The following is a 17,726-nucleotide window of genomic DNA, read 5'->3' as shown; positions in this document are numbered from 1 at the left end:
CAGCGGAAACTTCATGAAACCCATGCTGGTCCCCAACGGGGGCAGTATCGACCATCTCGGCGCCACGCTGACCGAGGAGGGGGTCAATTTCGCGGTCTATTCGGAGAGCGCCACCCATATCTGGGTGTCGATCTATGACGAACAGGACCAGGAAACGGACCGCTTCGAGCTCGATGTCCACAAGGACCATATCCGAGCCGGCCTGATCGCCGGGCTGGGCGCCGGCACGCGCTATGGCTTGCGGGCAGACGGGCCGTATGATCCCGACCAGGGCTATTTCTTCGACCCGATGAAGCTGCTGGTCGACCCCTATGCCAAGCGGCTCGACCGGGTGTTCGTGCGCTCGCCCCGGCTGCGGCTTGATCGCAGCGAGGCGGTGGATACCGCGCCGCTGATCCCCAAGGCCATCGTGGTCAGCGGCAGCGGCGAGATTGCCATGCCGCGCAAGAAGGCGCCGGGCCTGTTCTATGAAATGAATGTGCGTGGCTACACCATGCGCCACCCCAGCGTGCAGGGGCCGCTGCGCGGGACTATCGCGGGGCTTACCACGCAGCGCGTCATCGACCACCTCAAATATATTGGCGTCGATACGCTGCAGCTGATGCCGACGGCGGCCTGGATCGACGAGGGGCATTTGCCAGCGCTCGGGCTGACCAATGCCTGGGGCTATAATCCGGTGGCCTATTCGGCCATCGACCCCCGGCTGGCGCCGCGCGGGCCGCACGAGCTGCGCAACATGACCGATCTTTATCGCAAGAACGGCATCTCGGTGATCCTCGACGTGGTCTATAACCACACCGGCGAGAGCGATGCGCAGGGACCGTTGCTGAGCCTGATGGGGCTGGATGCCAGGACCTATTACCGGTTCGTCGAAGTCGACGGGAAGCAGCACCTGGTCAACGACACCGGCACCGGCAACACACTGCGCTGCGATCACCCGGCCACGCAACGGCTGGTGATCGACAGCCTGCGTTACTGGGTCGAGGAAATGGGTGTTTCGGGGTTCCGTTTCGACCTGGCCACGGTGCTGGGGCGCGATCCGGGATTCAATCCCAATGCGGTCATGCTGGAGAAGATCAAGGCCGACCCGGTGCTGAGCAAGTGCATTCTGGTTGCCGAGCCATGGGATCCGGGCCCAGGTGGTTATGCGCTCGGTCAGTTCGGCAAGGAATTCAAGGAACACAACGACACCTATCGCGACGAGATCCGCGAATTCTGGCGGGGTGAGAATGGCAAGATCGGTGCGTTGGCCGGCAAGGTCACCGGATCAGCCGAAATCTTCAATTTCGCCGGTCGCAAGCCCAGCCACGGGGTCAACATGCTGGCCGTGCATGACGGTTTCACGCTGCGCGATCTGGTCAGCTATCACGACAAGCACAATGACGCGAATGGCGAGGGCAATCGCGACGGGCACAACCACAATGCTTCGTGGAACTGCGGCATCGAGGGCGAAACGGACGACGAGACTATCCAGGCGGTGCGCAAGCGCGACGTGCGGGCGCTGCTGGCGACGCTGTTCCTGTCGCGGGGCGTGCCGATGCTGCAGCAGGGCGACGAGATGTTCCGCACCCAGCGGGGCAACAACAATGCCTATGCGCAGGACAACGAAATCACCTGGCTGGATTGGGAAAACGGTGACGGCGACCTGGTCGACTTCGTCGCCGCGCTGCACAGGTTCCGCAAGGCCCATACGGCGCTGACACATGATCATTTCCTCACCGGACAGGAGAAGAATGGCGTGCGCGATGTGGCGTGGCTGCATCCGGACGGCCGCGAGATGAACGAGGGCGACTGGGGTGACTCCAGCGGCTCGGTGCTGGGCATGCATTTGCGCAACAAGGACGATGACGTGCTGGTCTGGTTCAACCGGCGGGCAGAGCCGGCGGTGGCGCGCTTGCCGGAGGGCAACTGGGTCGTGGGGATCCACTCGGACGATATGGCGACCCCGGTGCTATCGGAAGCAACGGCAACGCTGACGCCACGCTCGGTCGCGGCGCTGATACGACCGGCGGGCCAGGCATGATCGTCGCCCAGCTCAGCGATATCCATGCCGACGGGTCGGACGGGCGGCTGGACCGGCTGGATCGTGTGTTGAGCTGGCTGAGGCCCATGCGACCCGATGCGATCATCGTCAGCGGCGATCTGGCGGAAATGGCGCATCAGGCCAGCTATCGGGCCATTCATGACCGGCTCGATGCCACAGGATCGCCATTCTACGTGGTGCCAGGCAATGTCGATGACCATGGCGACATGCGCAGGGAATTCGGCCATCGGTTCGGCTGGCCCGCGGAGGGCAGGGCGCTCAATTGCAGCGCGCAAGTCGGGTCGCGGCTGCGGGTGATCGGGCTGGATGTGACAGTTGCGGCAGGCCATCATGGCGATGCCCTGCCGGTGCTGGACTGGCTGGCGGAGGAGCTCGACGCGGGCGGGCCGCCGGCGCTGATCTTTCAGCACCAGCACCCGTTTCTCTGTGGCATCGAAGGCAAGGATCGCAATATGTGCCGGGGCCATGACGAGCTGGCACGGGTGATCGAGAAAGCGCGCGATCCGGTGGTGGCACTGACCTGTGGGCATGTGCACCGGCCGATGTTCACGAGATTTGCCGGGCGACCGGCAGTGATGTGCCCATCGGTGACGCGGGCCAACCGACTGCACCTCGATGGCAGGGAGCCAGAGATTGTCGATCCGCCGGGGCTGCTGCTGCACCATTTCGATGACGAGCGGCTGGTTACGCACGTGGTGATGGTGAGCTAGAGAGGCCTGGCTGCAGGCCTGTTCAAACGGGATATTCCGCCTCTATCATGCCAAGCCGGGCATAGAGGCGGCGTGCCGGGCCTTCCGAGGGCTCGACCTTGAGGTCGACATAGGCGGTCCCTCGCGCTGAGAAGAGCGCGAAGACATGTAGCATGAGCGCAGTGCCCACGCCCTTGCGGCGGTAACCGGGGGCGACCGCCAGGTCCTTTACGAATCCCGGGGTCCAGCATTGCGCGAAACCGGCCAGACTGCCGTCTTCCGCCAATGCCGGAATGCACAGGGTCGCGTCGAATTCTGCGTCGCTCGTCAGATTGCCATACCAATCCTCGAACGGGACAATCAGCCCGCCGGGGAAGGCCACGTCCAACAATGCGTGAACCAATCGCGGGTCAACGGAGCCGAAGGCGACCGGCGCTATGCCTGCGGGCCAGGCGGGGGCGGCGATGGGCGTATCGAGCTGCTTGCGCAGCCGAATGTGCGACTGTCTGCCCATGCTTATTCGGCTGCCTTAGTCTCTACCAGGCCGCCTGCCTTCTCGACATAGGCGATGATCTGGTCGAGGCTCTCGCGGCGCAGCAGGTCGGTGAAGATATAGGGGCGGCCGTCGCGCACTTTCTGGGTGTCGCTTTCCATCACCTCGAGGCTGGCGCCCACATAGGGGGCCAGGTCCGTATGAGTGATGACCAAGAGGTCCGAGCGGGAAATGGCCGGGCCGCCCTTGCGCGGGATCTTTTCGCCCTGGGCCACCGAGATCACATAGATGGTCAGGTCCGCCAGATCGGGCGAGAAGGTCGCGGCCAGGTTGTCGCCGCCGCTCTCGATCAGGATGATGTCGAGATCGGGAAACTTGCGGTTGAGATCGTCGATCGCGGCGAGGTTGAGCGAGGCGTCCTCGCGGATGGCGGTATGCGGGCAGCCGCCGGTTTCGACACCGACAATGCGGTCTTCCGAGATGGCCTGTGCCCGCGCCAGGATCAGGGCGTCCTCGCGGGTATAGATGTCATTGGTGACCACGGCCATGGAATAGCGGTCGCGCATCGCCTTGAGCAGCATTTCGCAGAGCGTGGTCTTGCCGGAGCCGACGGGGCCGCCGATGCCGATCCTCAAGGGACCATTCAAGGATTTCATATCAGCCTCATGATGACGAGTGCGAGGAAGCCGGCGCCGAGCAGCAGGCAGAGCGGGGAATAGACCCGGCGGTCGTTGAGCCGGAAATTGGGTTCGGGGGTCTTGTCGGCCCACCATGCGGTGTAACCGATGGCGCCGCGGGCGAGGAATATGGCGGCGAGCGGCAGGCCGAGGAGGGTCAGGGCGAAACCGCCGCTGTCGTGATCGGCCAGGGCCAGGGCGATGATGCCGGCGGCCAGGGTCGCCACGGCCACGGCGAAGGAGGCCGGACGGGGCGGCATGCGCTCGATGTCGCGGAAGCCCACCACGGTCTGGGCAAGCAGCTTTTCGGTGCGGATGGGCCAGGTGCGGCCGAACGACCACAGCAGGTGGGCGACGGACACCGCCAGCAGGGCGACGAACATGAAAGCGGCGATCAGCATGCTCATGAGCGAAAGATTCTCGTGGTCAGGGTTTCATGGGCCATCTGGGCAATATCGGCCGCGTAGGCCACCGCGCCAATATCGTCCAGTGCGGCATGCTGGCACAGCGTGGCCAGGGACGCTATGGCCGGCTCCAGCGCGGCCATGATGGCCAGGCCATCGGACTGGCCGATCGGCACCAGCCGTACGGCGACCGACACCTGGCTGTGGGTCGCGGCGGTCAGGTAGGCCAGCAGGGCGGCGTCCAGGGCGATGGCGTGGCCGGCGGCGATGGCACCGACGGCGATGGGATAGGGGCTGGGATCGGGCAGGTGGGCCAGCACTGGTGTAGGCCAGGCCTTGGCCGCGCTGGCGAAGGCGGCGCCGGTGATGGTGGTTTCGTCGTGCCGCTCGCGAGCGGGCGTCAGGGCGAGGCAGAGGTCGGCGAGATCGCGCAGCGCGGCCGGGTCTTTGGCGGCGCGATGGGCGTGGGCGAGGAGGATGGCATCGGTGCGCAGCCCACCATGACCGAGCACACCCTCGATCCAGGCCTGGGTCGTCGCGCGATTCTGCACCGTACCGGTGACAATGGCGGTTTCCAGCCCGGCCGACCAGGCGAAGGCGCCGACCGGGAAGGCCGGCGACAACCAGGTCAGCAGTTTCTGCAGGTCGGCGTTGGAGGTCATCGGGCCAGCAGCGCGTGGCCGGCGTCGCCATGGCTGTGATAGGCGCCGTGTTCGGCAAAGAAGGGCTCGGAGATATTGGTCACGCTGGCGCCGAGACCTTCCAGCATGGTCTTGAGCACATGGTCGCGCTTGATCAGGATGCGATCTTCTTCCAGCTGCGCCGAGGTGTGGCGATTACCGATATGCCAGGCAAGGCGCACCAGGTGGGCGGCGTCCCGACCGCGGATTTCATAGAGCAATTCCTCGGCGGCGATGACCTCGACCAGGCGCCCATCTTCGAGCTGCAGAGCGCTGCCGTGTTCGAGCGTGATGGTCTGGGGGAAATCCACCATGATCTCGTCGCCATGGACCAGGCGCAGCAGCTTGCGGCGCAGGCGGCGTTCATCGTGTTCGAGGGTGACGAGGTCGTATGGAATGCCTTGCCCGTGATCGGGCGGCAGAATGGAGGCGACACGCAGCATGGGGCTCAGTGAACTTGTCTATGGTCCGGTCAGGGCACCGTATAGAAAAACTGGCTGATCAAATAGGTCTGATAGACCAGATGCAGCAGCACGGCGGCGAGATGGATGCGCCGGTCCGCCGATCGGATGGCGATGGTGCAGAGCAGCAGGCCGAACGGTATCTGGATGGCATAGTCAAACTCGAAGCGGGTCCAGTAGCCGTCCCCCTTGATCATCGTATCGATGGCGTCGAGCACGAAGGTCGTGGCGAACAGGCCAAAAAACCAGCGGCGGCGCTTGAGGAAGAAGTCCTCGTAGCCGTCATATTCGGCGATGTTGTCGGGCGACAGCAGGGCGGCCAGCAGGAACAGGGTGATCGCATAGACGATGAGGAACAGTGTGATGGCAAAGCTCCACTGTTCCAGCCGGAACAGCGCGAACTCCCACCACCAGAACAGGACCAGTTCCAGCAGGATCGAAAATATCCACAGCAGATGAATGGAGGAGCGGCGCAGGCGCTGCGGGTGCTGGATCAGGCCCGCCACGGTCATCAGCAGGCGGGTAATGCCCAGGCCGACGACCATGCCCATGACGATGCGGACATGGGGGAAGAGTTCGGCTGTGCCCAGATGTTCCATGGTGCCCGGATTATGGTGTGTTGTTGATTTCGGTGCAGGTCAGCACGGCTTCGGCATCCTCGCCAAGCGTCGCGTCATAAAGGCTGGCATCGACGCCCTGGCTCCACCATATCCACTGGCCGGCGGCATAGCGGACGCCGGAAGCGGAGATGACCGCGGCAAAGACCAGTTCCTCGACTTCTCCGGCGACGGGCACGAGCGCCAGGAAATTGGGCGCCGCGTTGAGATAGGTCACGACCAGGGGTGCTTCGGCCGCGCAGTCATAGGTGACCATGCGGCGCTCGAAATCGCCCCCGGTGCCCAGTTCGATCTGGAGAGAGGATTGGGCCGCACCGGCTGGTACGGACAGGAGAAGCAGGGCGGCGACGACCGTGACGATCGTGGAGTGATTCATCTCATGGGTCCTTCGATAGCGGCGGCGCTGCCAGTGTGGCGGCAATAGTGGTGATGATACGGCGCGTAGGCACCGCATCACGTCAAGCCGCAATGCTCAGGCCAGATAGACGATGACGATGGCCGCGACGATGACCACCACATCCTCGATCAGTGCCGCGGGCAGGTCGCGGCCCAGCGCTCTGGCAAGGCGGGCGCGAAGGTCGGCGCCGAGCAGGGTGCCGATTACCGCGCCAACGGCGCCCAGAATGCCCCCGATGATCCAGTCGGTTGGCATCAGCAAGGCGCCGGCAATGGCACCCAGCACGATGCGCGTGCCGAACTGCATGGGGGCCTTGCGGCTCGGCGTGGCCGGCAACTGGTCGGAGACCAGCTCGGCAATGGCGAGCAGGGTGATGACGACGACGGCAATGATGTTTCCGAGAAAGGCGGCGGGCGTGGCGCTGAGATCGATCCAGCCGAGCCAGGCGGCCCAGCTGATCGCGGCGATCGGGGTGACGGCCCGCAAGCCCGCGACAACGCCGATCAGTATAGCCAGAACGTAAAGCACGATGGTTCCCCCTGTTACTGCGGCAGCGACACCGCACGCCAGTATTGACGTGTCCGTGATCGGCCAACAAGGCCGATCAGCAGGGGCGGGGCAAATAAAAGCTGTGGAAATGGCAGTCCGGCTGCGGTCAATACGTGCATGGCTAAAGCGCTGCCGGGATGGGATGTTTGCCATCGACGTCAGCGATAGCATATTCCTGCGCAAGCGCCGCTGCGACGTGGACACGACCCGTTTTGTCCATGAGAGCCGCATCGCGCCAAAGGCCGGCGACGACCATGCCGATGAAGCGGGGCGATTCCGAATTGGTCATGTCGAAATACTGGGCGTTGCGCAGGACAGCCTCTGTGCGGACGAGGCCGGGATAGAGCGAGATGGCTGCGACGCCGTGTGGCCGCAATTCGTGAGCGCAATCGGCTGTCATCTTGTCGATGGCGGCTTTGGCGACGCCATAGATGGCGTTGCCGTCGTAACGCTGGGCGGCCCAATACGAGATGTTGACGATGAGCCCGCTGCGTCGGCGCACCATGTCGGCGGCTGCGGCGCGCGAGGCAACAAAGGCGGCGCGCAGCCCAGTATCGATCATGGCGTGCCAGCGCCACATCGGCTGCTCCCAGAAGGGGAGGATCCAAGTGAACTCGTTGTGCTCCTCCATGCGTTCATAGCCGGGCCAGGCATTGTTGACCAAGATATCGATCCGGCCTTCGGCGGCGAGCGTCTTGGCCACCGCGGCTTCGGTCTGGGCGTCTTCGGCGTGGTCGCAGACGTGTATGGTCAACGTGCCTGGAAGGGCCGCAGCTTCCGCGACGAGGCCATCGAGCGAGCCTTCGAGCTGGGGGTGAACGGCTGCCTGGGCATCGGTGACAGTGCGCGCGGTCACGTGAACGCGCGCACCTGCCGCAAGTAGTGCAAGCGCTATGCCGCGGCCAACGCCCCGGCTAGCCCCGGTAACCAAACAGACTGAATTGTTGATGTCGCCCATGACAGGTTCCTCCCGACTCGGAAGGAACATATCAGGAACAACGATATCAGAACAGGAAGTAGCGCTGCGCCATGGGCAGCACGGTCGCCGGTTCGCAGGTCAGCAACTCGCCATCGGCGCGCACTTCATAGGTCTCGGGATCGACCTCGATATTAGGTGTCGCCGAATTGTGGATCATGGCGGCCTTGCCGATGCCGCCGCGGGTATTGGTGACGGGCAGCATCTGCTTGTCGACGCCCAGCTTGCCGCGCAGGCCATCGTCATAGGCAGCCTGGGAGACGAAGGTGACCGAGGACGAGGTCAGGAGTTTGCCGAAGCTGGCGAACATGGGGCGGTAGTGCATCGGCTGGGGCGTGGGGATGGAGGCGTTGGGATCGCCCATGGGAGCGGCGGCGATGGAGCCGCCGAGCAGGATCATTTCCGGCTTCACACCGAAAAAAGCGGGGTTCCAGAGCACCAGGTCGGCGCGCTTGCCCACTTCGATGGAGCCGATGTGCTGGCTCATGCCATGGGCGATGGCGGGGTTGATGGTGTATTTGGCGATGTAGCGTTTCACCCGGAAATTGTCGTTATCGCCGCTCTCCTGGGTGAGGCGGCCGCGCTGGCGCTTCATCTTGTCGGCCGTCTGCCAGGTGCGGATCAGCACCTCGCCGACGCGGCCCATGGCCTGGCTGTCGGACGAGATGATCGAAAGCGCGCCCATGTCGTGCAGGATGTCCTCGGCGGCGATGGTCTCCTTGCGGATGCGGCTTTCGGCGAAGGCCACGTCCTCGGGGATCGAGGGCGACAGGTGGTGGCAGACCATCAGCATGTCGAGATGCTCGGCGATGGTGTTGACCGTGTAGGGGCGGGTCGGATTGGTGGAGGAGGGGATGACGTTGGGCAGGCCCGCGACGCGCAGGATATCCGGCGCATGGCCGCCGCCGGCGCCCTCGGTGTGGAAGGCGTGGATAGTGCGGCCCTTGAAGGCGGCGATGGTGTCTTCGACGAAGCCGCTTTCGTTGAGCGTGTCGGTGTGGATCATCACCTGCACGTCGTAATCGTCGGCGACCGACAGGCAGTTATCGATGGCGGCGGGGGTGGTGCCCCAATCCTCATGCAGCTTGAGGCAGGAAGCGCCGGCCAGGATCATTTCGGCGAGCGGTGCCGGGAGCGAGGCATTGCCCTTGCCGGCCAAAGCCAGGTTCATCGGGAAGCCGTCGAAGCTCTCGATCATGCGCTGGATGTGCCAGGCGCCGGTGCAGGTGGTGGCGAGGGTGCCATGGGCCGGGCCGGTGCCGCCACCGAGCATGGTGGTGACGCCGCTCATCAGCGCCTCTTCGATCTGCTGGGGGGCGATGAAATGGATATGGGCGTCAAAACCGCCGGCCGTGAGGATGCGGCCTTCGCCGGCGATGATCTCGGTGGACGGGCCGATGATGATGGTGACGCCCGACTGGGTATCGGGATTACCGGCCTTGCCAATGGCGGCGATGCGACCGTCCTTGAGGCCGATATCGGCCTTGTAGATGCCGGTATGATCGACCACGAGCGCATTGGTGATCACCGTGTCTACCGCGCCCTCGGCGCGGGTGCGCTGGGACTGGCCCATGCCGTCACGGATCACCTTGCCGCCACCGAACTTCACCTCTTCGCCATAGGTGGTAAAATCCTTCTCCACCTCGATGAAGAGTTCCGTATCGGCCAGGCGCACGCGGTCGCCGGTGGTGGGGCCGTACATGTCGGCATAGGTGGCGCGGGATATGCGTGCGGGCATGGTGCCTCCGGCTAGTTTGCTGGTTCCGTCCTGGTCTGGACGTAGTTCCGGTAGTTGGTATGGGTGGTTTCGATGATGTCATCGAGCAGGGACGCGCCCTGCAGCAGTTGGGGATTGTCGCCGCCAGATGCGGCAAGCGACATGCCGATGATCTGCAGGGCATAGGCGAAGTTCACCTTGTCCTCGTCGAGCATGCGGTTGCCCTCGGTATCGATCTGCTGGAGCAACTGGAGGACGTCGGTGGCGGTCAGTGCGGCCTTCAATTCGCGCCAGTTCTTGCGTTTGCCCATGTCCACCAGGTTGGCGGCGGCCGAGCCCAGCAGGAACATGGCTTCGCCATTCTCCATGCCTTCTCGGCGCAAGTCCTCGAGGACGGCCGCGATCTTGCTCAGCAGTATGGTCTGGGTTTCCGGGGTCATGTCGGCTCCTTTGGATGGTGCGGCGCTTGTAGTGAAGTTCGTGCGCGCCGCCCAGTCCTAGTCGAGTGCTCCCATGATCTGCTGGCGGAAGCCATGCACGATGCGGTCGCCGCCCAGCGGGATCAGCCGGACCTCGCGGGCCTGGCCTGGCTCGAAGCGGACGGCAGTTCCGGCGGCAATGTCGAGGCGCATGCCGCGCGCCTTGTCGCGGTCAAAGCTCAGGCCGGCATTGGCCTCGAAGAAGTGGTAGTGCGAGCCGACCTGGATCGGGCGGTCACCGGTATTGGCGACTTCCAGCGTCAGTTGCGGCGCGCCGGCATTGAGCTCGATCTCGCCGGGTTTGGGGATGATTTCGCCTGGGATCATTGTTGCCTCACGCGGCTTTGGGCGCGCAGCCGGCTGGCTTGAACACGCGCAGGGTGGAGGGAGGGTTGTTGGCCAGCTTGCCGGCCGGACGGATCGGCCGGGGCGCGAAATTTCCGCCGCAATTGGGGCATTTGCCGCCGAGCACGCCCTGGGCACAATCGGCGCAGAAGGTGCATTCGAAGCTGCAGATCATGGCATCAGTCGCCTCGGGCGGCAGGTCCTTGTCGCAGCATTCGCAGGAGGGGCGCAGTTCGAGCATGGCGTTACCGGATCGGTTCGTGGACGGTGACGAGCTTGGTGCCGTCGGGGAAAGTGGCTTCCACCTGGATGTCGTGGATCATTTCGGCGATCCCCTCCATCACCTGGGCGCGGCCGACCACATGGGCGCCGGCTTCCATCAATTCGGCTACCGGGCGGCCGTCACGGGCGCCTTCCACGACGAAATCGGTGATCAGCGCGATGGCTTCGGGGTGGTTGAGCTTGACGCCGCGCTCGAGGCGCTTTCGGGCGACGATGGCCGCCATGGCGATCAGCAGTTTGTCTTTTTCGCGCGGAGTAAGGTTCATATGGGGATCCTAGAGATGCCAGAGGCGCGGCAGCGAACCGGCGCCGGAGAGTTCAGCAAGAATTGGAACGATCAGGCGGCGCAAGGCAAGCCCGGTTTGTGACAGAGCACGTATGACCAGCCGTTCGCCATTGGCGCTGGCGGCGATACGCCCGTCGTCGGGCAGGACGTCCCGCAGCCGGGCGAGGCGAGCGGCGCAATGCTCGGGGCTCGGGGCGATATGCAGCAGGGTCGCGAAGGCCCGCCGGCCGTCGAGCAGGGACAGGCCGTTGCGCTCGGCCAAGGTGCCGTCGAGCCTGGTGGCTTCGGCATGGATCAGCCTGCCATTGCGGCGGATGCGCCAGTTGTCCCGCAATTGCGCGTCGAGAGCGGCTTCACCCATGGCGTCTCGCCCCAGCAGGATGGCTTCGACGGCGGTGAGGCTGGCGCCATCGGCCAGATCGATGTCGATGCGGCGGTCAAGACGGCTGGCGGCGAACAGGATGGTCTCCTGCGGCAGCCAATCGAGATGGGCGCCGGCGGCCACCGAGAGCCGAGTTTCGACCGTCGCGGCCCCGCCGATGGAGCGGTAGATGCGCTCGCAGGCCTGGGTGGTCAGCACCATGCGGCCGTCGGGGGCGACTTCGGCGGACCAGTTCATGCGGTCGCCGCCGGTGAGCCCGCCAGCGGTATTGATCAGCACTGCTTCCAGGGCGGCTGTGTGGGTGTGGGGCAGGCGGATTTTGGCGCAGCCGTCCTGATAGAGCGTCGCGAGACGGGTCGCGCCATCGCGCTGCAGGGTGGAAATGCCGCCGACGCCGCGGGCGCGCTGCAGAACCTGAATGGGGTCAGCGTTGGCAGTTGTGAACGGTGTTTCGGCAACGATTGTCAACGGGCGGCGTTTCCTGCGGGAGCATGTGCTCATTTATTGAGACATTACAGAAGGCTATTAAAATGCACATCAAATCTATTGTTTCCGCCGCCACCCTTGCCATTGCACTCGGCTTTGCCGGCAGTGCCGCCGCCCAGACCATGATCGGCGACCAAACCATTTCGGAGGGCGACCTCGAGCGGGTGAAGGTTCATTGTGAAGACCTGCAGAACAAGGCCAATGCGGCCGACCCCGGCAGCGAAGATGCCGAGGAAGGTGCTGAAGAAGGCGTCGAAGAAGGCAATGCCGGCTTGGTGAAACTTGATGAGGTCACCCTTGAGCAATGCCTTGAGGCTGGTCTGATCGTAGAATAAGCGGCCATTGCCCATAGAACATCCTGAACGCCCGGCTCCGTGCCGGGCGTTGTTACGTCTAGACCATCAGGTGGCGGCGAACGTCCGGCAGATCGAGGTCGCTCGCGGGGCCTGCATGCTGGATTTCGCCGCGATCCATCACATAGATATCGTCGGCGATCTCGCGGCAGAAGTCGAGGAACTGCTCGACCAGCAGAATGGTCATGCCCTTCTCGTCGCGCAGGAATTGCAGGGCGCGGCCAATATCCTTGATGATCGAGGGTTGAATGCCCTCGGTGGGCTCATCGAGCACCAGAACCTTGGGTCGGGTGACCAGCGCACGCCCGATAGCGAGCTGTTGCTGCTGGCCCCCCGAGAGGTCACCACCGCGTCGGCCCAGCATGGATTTCAGCACGGGGAAGAGTTCGAAGATGTAAGGGGGAATGTTCCGATCGGCGCGGGGCAGGCCGGCAAAACCGGTTTCGAGGTTTTCCTTGACCGTCAGCAAAGGAAAGATTTCGCGGCCTTGCGGCACATAGCCGATGCCCATGCGGGCGCGCTTGTAGGGCGGGGCCTTTTTCAAAACCTCGTCGCCGAAGGTGATTTCCCCGGCGGTGATGTTGTTGATGCCGGTGATGGCGCGCAGGGTGGATGACTTGCCCACGCCATTGCGGCCGAGCACCGCTGTGATGCGGCCGGGCCGGCAGGTGATCGACACGGACTTGAGCGCTTGGGCGGCGCCGTAATGCAGGTCGATGGCGTTGATGGTGAGAGCCGTGCTCATCGTCCCAGATACCTTTCGATGACCACGGGATTGGCGCTGACCTGGTCGAGGCTGCCTTCGGCCAGGACCGAGCCTTCGGCGAGGCAGGTGACGCGCGAGCCCAGTTCGCGGACGAAGCTCATGTCGTGTTCCACAACCACAACCGAGCGGGTTTTGGCGATGTCCTTGAGCAGCTTGGCGGTTTCAACCGTCTCGGCGTCGGTCATGCCGGCGACGGGTTCGTCGACCAGCAGCAATTTGGGGTCCTGGGCCAGCAACATGCCGATTTCCAGCCACTGCTTCTGGCCGTGGCTGAGATTGGCGGCATAGTCGTCCTTGCGGGCGATGAGGCGTACGGTTTGCAGGATCTCGGTGATGCGGGCGATATCGGCTTCGTCGGCCGAATAGAACAGCGTGGCGAAGACGCCGCGCGGCTTTTTCAACGCCATTTCGATATTGTCCCAGACCGTGTGGCTCTCGAACACGGTGGGTTTCTGGAACTTGCGGCCGATGCCGAGATTGGCGATGGCGGCCTCGTCGAGCTTGGTGAGATCGGTGCGGCCGTCGAACAATACCTGCCCGTCATCAGGCCGGGTCTTGCCGGTGATGATGTCCATCATGGTGGTCTTGCCGGCGCCGTTGGGGCCGATAATGGCCAGCATTTCGGCGGGGTGGACGATAATCGAGAGATTGTTGATGGCCTTGAACCCGTCGAAGGCGACCGAGACGCCATCGAGGTAGAGCATGGTGCCAAGCTTTTCTGCGGCTTCGGACATGGCTTACTCCGCCGGCCTGGGTTGGGGATCGACACCGGCTTCCACCTGCTGAGGCGTCGGCGCGTCGCGATCGTGCTGTTCGCGCCTGGTGGTGGCGGCGCGATACTGGCCGATGAGGCCGACAATGCCCTTGGGCAGGAACAGGGTCGTCACCACGAAGAGCGCGCCGAGGGCGAAGAGCCAGTATTCGGGGAAGGCGCCAGTGAAGTAGGACTTGCCGACATTGACCAGGATGCCGCCGATGATCGGCCCGATAATGGTGCCGCGGCCGCCGACGGCGGTCCAGATCACCACCTCAATGGAATTGGCGGGGTCGAATTCGGATGGGTTGATGATGCCGACCTGGGGCACATAGAGCGCCCCGGCAATGCCGGCGATTATGGCAGAAACGACGAAGGCGAAGAGCTTCACATATTCGACGCGGTAACCGAGGAAGCGGGTGCGGCTTTCGGCGTCGCGGACGGCGACCATGACCTTGCCGAGCTTGGAATTGACGATCATGGAACAGGCCAGGACGGCCAGCGCCAGCGCGATCGCGGAGGCGGCGAACAGCGAGGCGCGGGTGCTGGGAGCAGAGATGGACTGGCCCAAAATGTCCTTGAAGTCGGTCAGGCCGTTATTGCCGCCGAAACCCATGTCGTTGCGGAAGAAGGCCAAGAGCAGGGCGTAGGTCATCGCCTGGGTGATGATGGAGAGATAGACGCCGGTGACGCGGCTGCGGAAGGCGAGGAAGCCGAAGACGAAGGCGAGTAGACCTGGGACCAGCACCACCATCAGCATGGCGATCCAGAAATTGTCCATGCCGTACCAGTACCAGGGCAGTTCCTTCCAGTTCAGGAACACCATGAAATCGGGCAGGATCGGGTTGGCATAGACGCCACGCGTGCCGATCTGGCGCATGAGATACATGCCCATGGCATAGCCGCCGATAGCAAAGAAGGCGCCGTGGCCGAGCGAGAGAATGCCGCAATAGCCCCAGACCAGATCGAGCGCCAGCGCCAGCATGGCGAAGGTCAGGTACTTGCCGAAGAGCGGCACGGCATAGTTGGGCAGGCGCAGCGGGTGACCGTCTGGCAGCATGAGATTGGACATCGGCACCGCGATGGCGACGACCAGAAGGATGGCGACGATCCAGATCGCCTTCTTGTCGAGGGCGCGGAAGAGGGCCTGCGTAATCATGCTTCGATCGAGCGTCCCTTGAGCGCGAAGAGGCCGCGGGGACGGCGCTGGATGAAGAGGATGATGAGGACAAGGATGATGATCTTGCCCAGCACGGCACCGGCATAGGGCTCGATGAACTTGTTGGCGATGCCCAGCGTCAGCGCGCCGACGAAGGTGCCCCAGAGATTGCCCACGCCGCCGAAGACCACCACCATGAAGCTGTCGATGATGTAGCCCTGGCCCAGATTGGGCGAGACGTTGCCGATCTGGCTCAGCGCCACGCCGGCAAGGCCAGCAATGCCCGAGCCGAGGCCGAAGGTCATGGCATCGACCAGCGGGGTGCGAATGCCCATGGCAGAGGCCATGCGGCGGTTTTGCGTCACGGCGCGCATATGCAGGCCAATGGCGGTGTATTTGAGCACCAGCAGCAGGGCGACGAAGACCATCAGCGCGAAGATGACGATGTAGAAGCGGTTCCAGGTGATGGCGAGGCCACCCAGCTCGAACGAGCCGGACATCCAGGTGGGATTGCCCACTTCGCGGATATTGGCAGTGAAGATGCGTTGTACAGCCTGCTGGATGATCAGCGACAGACCCCAGGTGGCCAGAAGGGTTTCCAGCGGCCTGCCATAGAGGAAGCGGATGATGCCGCGCTCGATGGCGATGCCGATCAGCGCGGTGACGAGGAAGGCCAGGGGCAGGGCGATGGCCAGCGACCAGTCGAACAGGCCGGGGAAATTCTGGCGGATGATCTCCTGCACCACGAAGGTGGTATAGGCGCCCAGCATGACCATTTCGCCATGCGCCATGTTGATGACGCCCATGACGCCGAAGGTGATGGCGAGACCGATGGCGGCCAGCAGTAGCACCGAACCGAGCGAGACGCCGAACCAGATGTTCTGCGCCACGTCCCAGACGGCACGGTCGCGGGCGAGACCGTCGATGGCGGTCTGGATGGCGGGCTTGACCGCTTCGGGTGCCGTATTGAGGGCATTGGTCAGCGTATTGAGTGCGTCGCGACCGCCGATGGCCTGAACGACCGGCACGGCCGCCTGCCAGTCTTCGATCGAAGCGTCCGGCGTCTTGAGGGTGATGGCGGCGCGGGCCTGTTCCATGACGCGCTTGATACCGGCATCGGATTCGACGGCGATGGCGCTGTCGAGCAGTTCGAGCTGGGCCGGGTCGGCATCACGCAGGATGGACTGGGCGGCGAACAGGCGCACGCCGCTGTCCTCGCTGAGCAGGGTCATCTGGCCGATGGCGGTGCGGATGACGCGGCGGAGGCCGTTGTTGACCTTGACCTTTTCGAGACCGTCCTCGGTGATGGCGGTCAGCTCGGCGGCGGTCACGGGATCGGTGATGGTGCCCTTGCCGCCGGAGGCAGAGGTGAAGACGACCTTGCCGGTGGCTTCGTCGAAGTAAAGCTCGCCTTCGAGCAGCACTTCGAGCACGGGCACGACGCGTTGATCGCCAGTGGCGGTCAGGACGCCGATGGCGGCTTCACGATCCTTGAAATTACCCGGGGCGAGGGCGTCGACCAGGGGCGCAAGTTCGGCGTCGGCGATTTGCGCCTGAGCAGGAGCGGCAAGGCCTAGAGTGAGAGCAAGGAAGAGCGCGATAGTCCGGAGAAAGCTGATTGCGTTCATCGTTGGCCTCATACGTCGGTCGATCAGGGAGCGAGGGCGGCCGAAGCCGTCCTCGCCGGGTTCGCGGGGCGGGGCGAATTACATCGCCGTGCCGCCGCAAGCCTTGGTCTCGGTATTGTAGTTGCCGCAAGAGATCGGGGCGGTCCAATCGGCCTCGATCAGCTTGGATTCGGGCAGGAAATCGGACCAGGCATCGCCCGGGACGAGTTCGGATTCCGACACGACTTCGAACTGGCCGTCGGCCTGGATTTCACCGATCAGCACCGGCTTGGTGATGTGGTGGTTCGGGAGCATCTTGGCGATGCCGCCGGTCAGGTTCGGGGTCTCGAGGCCGATGATGGCGTCGAGCACGGCGTCGGTGTCGGTGGTGCCGGCCTTTTCAACGGCCTGGACCCAGAGGTTGAAGCCGATGACGGTGGCTTCCATCGGATCGTTGGTCACCTTGTCCGGGTTACCCATGAAGGTCTGCCAGGATTCGATGAAGGCGGCGTTTTCCGGGACATCGACGGACTGGAAGTAGTTCCAGGCGGCAAGGTGACCCACCAGCGGGGTGGTGTCGAAGCCGGCGAGTTCTTCTTCACCGACCGAGAAGGCCACGACCGGAATATCTTCGGCCATAACGCCCTGGTTGGCGAGTTCCTTGTAGAACGGCACGTTCGCGTCGCCGTTGATCGTCGAGACGACGGCGGTCTTCTTGCCGGTCGAGCCGAAGGTCTTGATGTCGGAAACGATGGTCTGCCAATCGGAATGACCGAACGGGGTGTAGTTGATCATGATGTCTTCGGCGGCGACACCCTTGTCCATGAGGTATTGCTCAAGGATCTTGTTGGTGGTCTGCGGATAGACATAGTCGGTGCCGGCGAGAACCCAGCGCTCGACGCCTTCGTTTTCCATCAGGTAGTCGACGGCGGGGATAGCCTGCTGGTTGGGAGCAGCGCCAGTGTAGAACACGTTGCGCTGGCTTTCTTCACCCTCGTATTGCACGGGGTAGAAAAGGATCGAGTTCAGTTCCTCGAACACCGGCAGAACCGACTTGCGCGAGGAAGAGGTCCAGCAGCCGAACACGGCGGCGACGCCGTTGACTTCGATCAGCTCGCGGGCC

Annotated in this window: 23 protein-coding genes; 3 read left to right on the top strand and 20 right to left on the bottom strand. The window is 63.8% G+C overall.

The genetic code is table 11. The annotated features are described in order from the left end of the window. The first annotated feature begins 13 nt into the window (after positions 1 to 13). Both glgX and V6M52_RS10335 read left to right on the top strand, forming a co-directional pair. Positions 14 to 2,023, top strand: coding sequence for a glycogen debranching protein GlgX (gene glgX / locus V6M52_RS10340; protein WP_332700963.1), 2,010 nt, complete (start codon positions 14 to 16; stop codon positions 2,021 to 2,023). Continuing rightward, entirely contained in the window at positions 2,020 to 2,754 is a 735-nt protein-coding gene (locus V6M52_RS10335; protein WP_332686473.1) for a metallophosphoesterase, read from the top strand. Before glgX ends, V6M52_RS10335 begins: the two co-directional genes overlap by 4 nt. Before the next feature lie 22 nt (positions 2,755 to 2,776). Here V6M52_RS10335 and V6M52_RS10330 read toward each other — a convergent pair whose 3' ends face one another. The 15 genes from V6M52_RS10330 to V6M52_RS10260 all read right to left on the bottom strand — a co-directional run bounded on the left by V6M52_RS10330 (position 2,777) and on the right by V6M52_RS10260 (position 11,946). Further along, positions 2,777 to 3,247: a GNAT family N-acetyltransferase gene (locus V6M52_RS10330; RefSeq protein WP_332700962.1), complete on the bottom strand. Its 471-nt coding sequence runs from the start codon at positions 3,245 to 3,247 to the stop codon at positions 2,777 to 2,779. Between the two features lie 2 nt (positions 3,248 to 3,249). Beyond that, positions 3,250 to 3,882, bottom strand: coding sequence for an urease accessory protein UreG (ureG, locus tag V6M52_RS10325; RefSeq protein ID WP_332700961.1), 633 nt, complete (start codon positions 3,880 to 3,882; stop codon positions 3,250 to 3,252). Beyond that, complete coding sequence (locus tag V6M52_RS10320; RefSeq protein ID WP_332700960.1) at positions 3,879 to 4,310, bottom strand: DUF3995 domain-containing protein; 432 nt, start codon at positions 4,308 to 4,310, stop codon at positions 3,879 to 3,881. Before V6M52_RS10320 ends, ureG begins: the two co-directional genes overlap by 4 nt. Continuing rightward, positions 4,307 to 4,969 (bottom strand): urease accessory protein UreF, encoded by a 663-nt coding sequence (locus tag V6M52_RS10315; protein ID WP_332700959.1) that lies wholly within the window; start codon positions 4,967 to 4,969, stop codon positions 4,307 to 4,309. Before V6M52_RS10315 ends, V6M52_RS10320 begins: the two co-directional genes overlap by 4 nt. Next, on the bottom strand, positions 4,966 to 5,430 hold the full coding sequence (locus V6M52_RS10310) for an urease accessory protein UreE (protein ID WP_332700958.1): 465 nt from the start codon (positions 5,428 to 5,430) through the stop codon (positions 4,966 to 4,968). Before V6M52_RS10310 ends, V6M52_RS10315 begins: the two co-directional genes overlap by 4 nt. A 29-nt stretch (positions 5,431 to 5,459) precedes the next feature. Further along, on the bottom strand, positions 5,460 to 6,047 hold the full coding sequence (locus tag V6M52_RS10305) for a hypothetical protein (RefSeq protein WP_332686484.1): 588 nt from the start codon (positions 6,045 to 6,047) through the stop codon (positions 5,460 to 5,462). 10 nt (positions 6,048 to 6,057) lie between these two features. Beyond that, entirely contained in the window at positions 6,058 to 6,441 is a 384-nt protein-coding gene (locus tag V6M52_RS10300) for an MliC family protein (protein ID WP_332686485.1), read from the bottom strand. A 96-nt stretch (positions 6,442 to 6,537) separates the two neighbouring features. Next, positions 6,538 to 6,990 (bottom strand): DUF4126 family protein, encoded by a 453-nt coding sequence (locus tag V6M52_RS10295; RefSeq protein WP_332686487.1) that lies wholly within the window; start codon positions 6,988 to 6,990, stop codon positions 6,538 to 6,540. Positions 6,991 to 7,132: 142 nt separating this feature from the next. Beyond that, positions 7,133 to 7,969: an SDR family NAD(P)-dependent oxidoreductase gene (locus tag V6M52_RS10290; protein ID WP_332700957.1), complete on the bottom strand. Its 837-nt coding sequence runs from the start codon at positions 7,967 to 7,969 to the stop codon at positions 7,133 to 7,135. Positions 7,970 to 8,015: 46 nt separating this feature from the next. Then, complete coding sequence (gene ureC, locus V6M52_RS10285) at positions 8,016 to 9,725, bottom strand: urease subunit alpha (RefSeq protein WP_332700956.1); 1,710 nt, start codon at positions 9,723 to 9,725, stop codon at positions 8,016 to 8,018. An 11-nt stretch (positions 9,726 to 9,736) separates the two neighbouring features. Beyond that, the gene (locus V6M52_RS10280; protein ID WP_332686493.1) at positions 9,737 to 10,144 is read right to left on the bottom strand and encodes a hypothetical protein; all 408 of its coding nucleotides are present in this window, start codon (positions 10,142 to 10,144) and stop codon (positions 9,737 to 9,739) included. Between the two features lie 57 nt (positions 10,145 to 10,201). Next, positions 10,202 to 10,510 carry an urease subunit beta gene (locus V6M52_RS10275; RefSeq protein WP_332700955.1) on the bottom strand — a complete coding sequence of 103 codons (309 nt, stop codon included), beginning with the start codon at positions 10,508 to 10,510 and terminating at the stop codon, positions 10,202 to 10,204. Positions 10,511 to 10,517: 7 nt separating this feature from the next. After that, positions 10,518 to 10,769: a DUF1272 domain-containing protein gene (locus V6M52_RS10270; RefSeq protein ID WP_332691329.1), complete on the bottom strand. Its 252-nt coding sequence runs from the start codon at positions 10,767 to 10,769 to the stop codon at positions 10,518 to 10,520. Positions 10,770 to 10,773: 4 nt separating this feature from the next. Beyond that, entirely contained in the window at positions 10,774 to 11,076 is a 303-nt protein-coding gene (locus V6M52_RS10265; RefSeq protein WP_332700954.1) for an urease subunit gamma, read from the bottom strand. A gap of 9 nt (positions 11,077 to 11,085) precedes the next feature. Continuing rightward, complete coding sequence (locus V6M52_RS10260; RefSeq protein ID WP_332700953.1) at positions 11,086 to 11,946, bottom strand: urease accessory protein UreD; 861 nt, start codon at positions 11,944 to 11,946, stop codon at positions 11,086 to 11,088. A 23-nt stretch (positions 11,947 to 11,969) separates the two neighbouring features. Here V6M52_RS10260 and V6M52_RS10255 point away from each other — a divergent pair, with 23 nt between their 5' ends. Continuing rightward, positions 11,970 to 12,299 (top strand): hypothetical protein, encoded by a 330-nt coding sequence (locus tag V6M52_RS10255; RefSeq protein ID WP_332691320.1) that lies wholly within the window; start codon positions 11,970 to 11,972, stop codon positions 12,297 to 12,299. A gap of 58 nt (positions 12,300 to 12,357) precedes the next feature. Here the strand turns inward: V6M52_RS10255 and urtE are convergent, their stop codons facing one another. The 5 genes from urtE to V6M52_RS10230 form a co-directional block, all read right to left on the bottom strand. Next, entirely contained in the window at positions 12,358 to 13,062 is a 705-nt protein-coding gene (gene urtE, locus V6M52_RS10250) for an urea ABC transporter ATP-binding subunit UrtE (protein WP_332700952.1), read from the bottom strand. Further along, positions 13,059 to 13,817 carry an urea ABC transporter ATP-binding protein UrtD gene (urtD, locus tag V6M52_RS10245; protein ID WP_332700951.1) on the bottom strand — a complete coding sequence of 253 codons (759 nt, stop codon included), beginning with the start codon at positions 13,815 to 13,817 and terminating at the stop codon, positions 13,059 to 13,061. The genes urtE and urtD overlap by 4 nt, the downstream gene beginning before the upstream one ends. A gap of 3 nt (positions 13,818 to 13,820) precedes the next feature. Then, entirely contained in the window at positions 13,821 to 14,996 is a 1,176-nt protein-coding gene (urtC, locus tag V6M52_RS10240) for an urea ABC transporter permease subunit UrtC (protein WP_332700950.1), read from the bottom strand. Beyond that, the gene (gene urtB, locus V6M52_RS10235) at positions 14,993 to 16,624 is read right to left on the bottom strand and encodes an urea ABC transporter permease subunit UrtB (RefSeq protein ID WP_332700949.1); all 1,632 of its coding nucleotides are present in this window, start codon (positions 16,622 to 16,624) and stop codon (positions 14,993 to 14,995) included. The genes urtC and urtB overlap by 4 nt, the downstream gene beginning before the upstream one ends. 78 nt (positions 16,625 to 16,702) lie before the next feature. Then, on the bottom strand, positions 16,703 to 17,726 hold a 1,024-nt coding region (locus V6M52_RS10230; protein ID WP_332700948.1), incomplete at its 5' end, for an ABC transporter substrate-binding protein.

It is taken from the genome of Devosia sp., from assembly GCF_036676215.1.
Classification (GTDB): domain Bacteria; phylum Pseudomonadota; class Alphaproteobacteria; order Rhizobiales; family Devosiaceae; genus Devosia.
Note: the sequence above shows the minus strand (reverse complement) of the source record. Positions and strands in the feature narration are given on the sequence as shown.

Coding starts and splice junctions, on each gene's coding strand:
- glgX (WP_332700963.1), top strand. CDS start 14: ATGAAACCCATGCTGGTCCCCAACGGGGGCAGTATCGACCATCTCGGC.
- V6M52_RS10335 (WP_332686473.1), top strand. CDS start 2,020: ATGATCGTCGCCCAGCTCAGCGATATCCATGCCGACGGGTCGGACGGG.
- V6M52_RS10330 (WP_332700962.1), bottom strand. CDS start 3,247: ATGGGCAGACAGTCGCACATTCGGCTGCGCAAGCAGCTCGATACGCCC.
- ureG (WP_332700961.1), bottom strand. CDS start 3,882: ATGAAATCCTTGAATGGTCCCTTGAGGATCGGCATCGGCGGCCCCGTC.
- V6M52_RS10320 (WP_332700960.1), bottom strand. CDS start 4,310: ATGAGCATGCTGATCGCCGCTTTCATGTTCGTCGCCCTGCTGGCGGTG.
- V6M52_RS10315 (WP_332700959.1), bottom strand. CDS start 4,969: ATGACCTCCAACGCCGACCTGCAGAAACTGCTGACCTGGTTGTCGCCG.
- V6M52_RS10310 (WP_332700958.1), bottom strand. CDS start 5,430: ATGCTGCGTGTCGCCTCCATTCTGCCGCCCGATCACGGGCAAGGCATT.
- V6M52_RS10305 (WP_332686484.1), bottom strand. CDS start 6,047: ATGGAACATCTGGGCACAGCCGAACTCTTCCCCCATGTCCGCATCGTC.
- V6M52_RS10300 (WP_332686485.1), bottom strand. CDS start 6,441: ATGAATCACTCCACGATCGTCACGGTCGTCGCCGCCCTGCTTCTCCTG.
- V6M52_RS10290 (WP_332700957.1), bottom strand. CDS start 7,969: ATGGGCGACATCAACAATTCAGTCTGTTTGGTTACCGGGGCTAGCCGG.
- ureC (WP_332700956.1), bottom strand. CDS start 9,725: ATGCCCGCACGCATATCCCGCGCCACCTATGCCGACATGTACGGCCCC.
- V6M52_RS10280 (WP_332686493.1), bottom strand. CDS start 10,144: ATGACCCCGGAAACCCAGACCATACTGCTGAGCAAGATCGCGGCCGTC.
- V6M52_RS10275 (WP_332700955.1), bottom strand. CDS start 10,510: ATGATCCCAGGCGAAATCATCCCCAAACCCGGCGAGATCGAGCTCAAT.
- V6M52_RS10270 (WP_332691329.1), bottom strand. CDS start 10,769: ATGCTCGAACTGCGCCCCTCCTGCGAATGCTGCGACAAGGACCTGCCG.
- V6M52_RS10265 (WP_332700954.1), bottom strand. CDS start 11,076: ATGAACCTTACTCCGCGCGAAAAAGACAAACTGCTGATCGCCATGGCG.
- V6M52_RS10255 (WP_332691320.1), top strand. CDS start 11,970: ATGTGCTCATTTATTGAGACATTACAGAAGGCTATTAAAATGCACATC.
- urtE (WP_332700952.1), bottom strand. CDS start 13,062: ATGAGCACGGCTCTCACCATCAACGCCATCGACCTGCATTACGGCGCC.
- urtD (WP_332700951.1), bottom strand. CDS start 13,817: ATGTCCGAAGCCGCAGAAAAGCTTGGCACCATGCTCTACCTCGATGGC.
- urtC (WP_332700950.1), bottom strand. CDS start 14,996: ATGATTACGCAGGCCCTCTTCCGCGCCCTCGACAAGAAGGCGATCTGG.
- urtB (WP_332700949.1), bottom strand. CDS start 16,624: ATGAACGCAATCAGCTTTCTCCGGACTATCGCGCTCTTCCTTGCTCTC.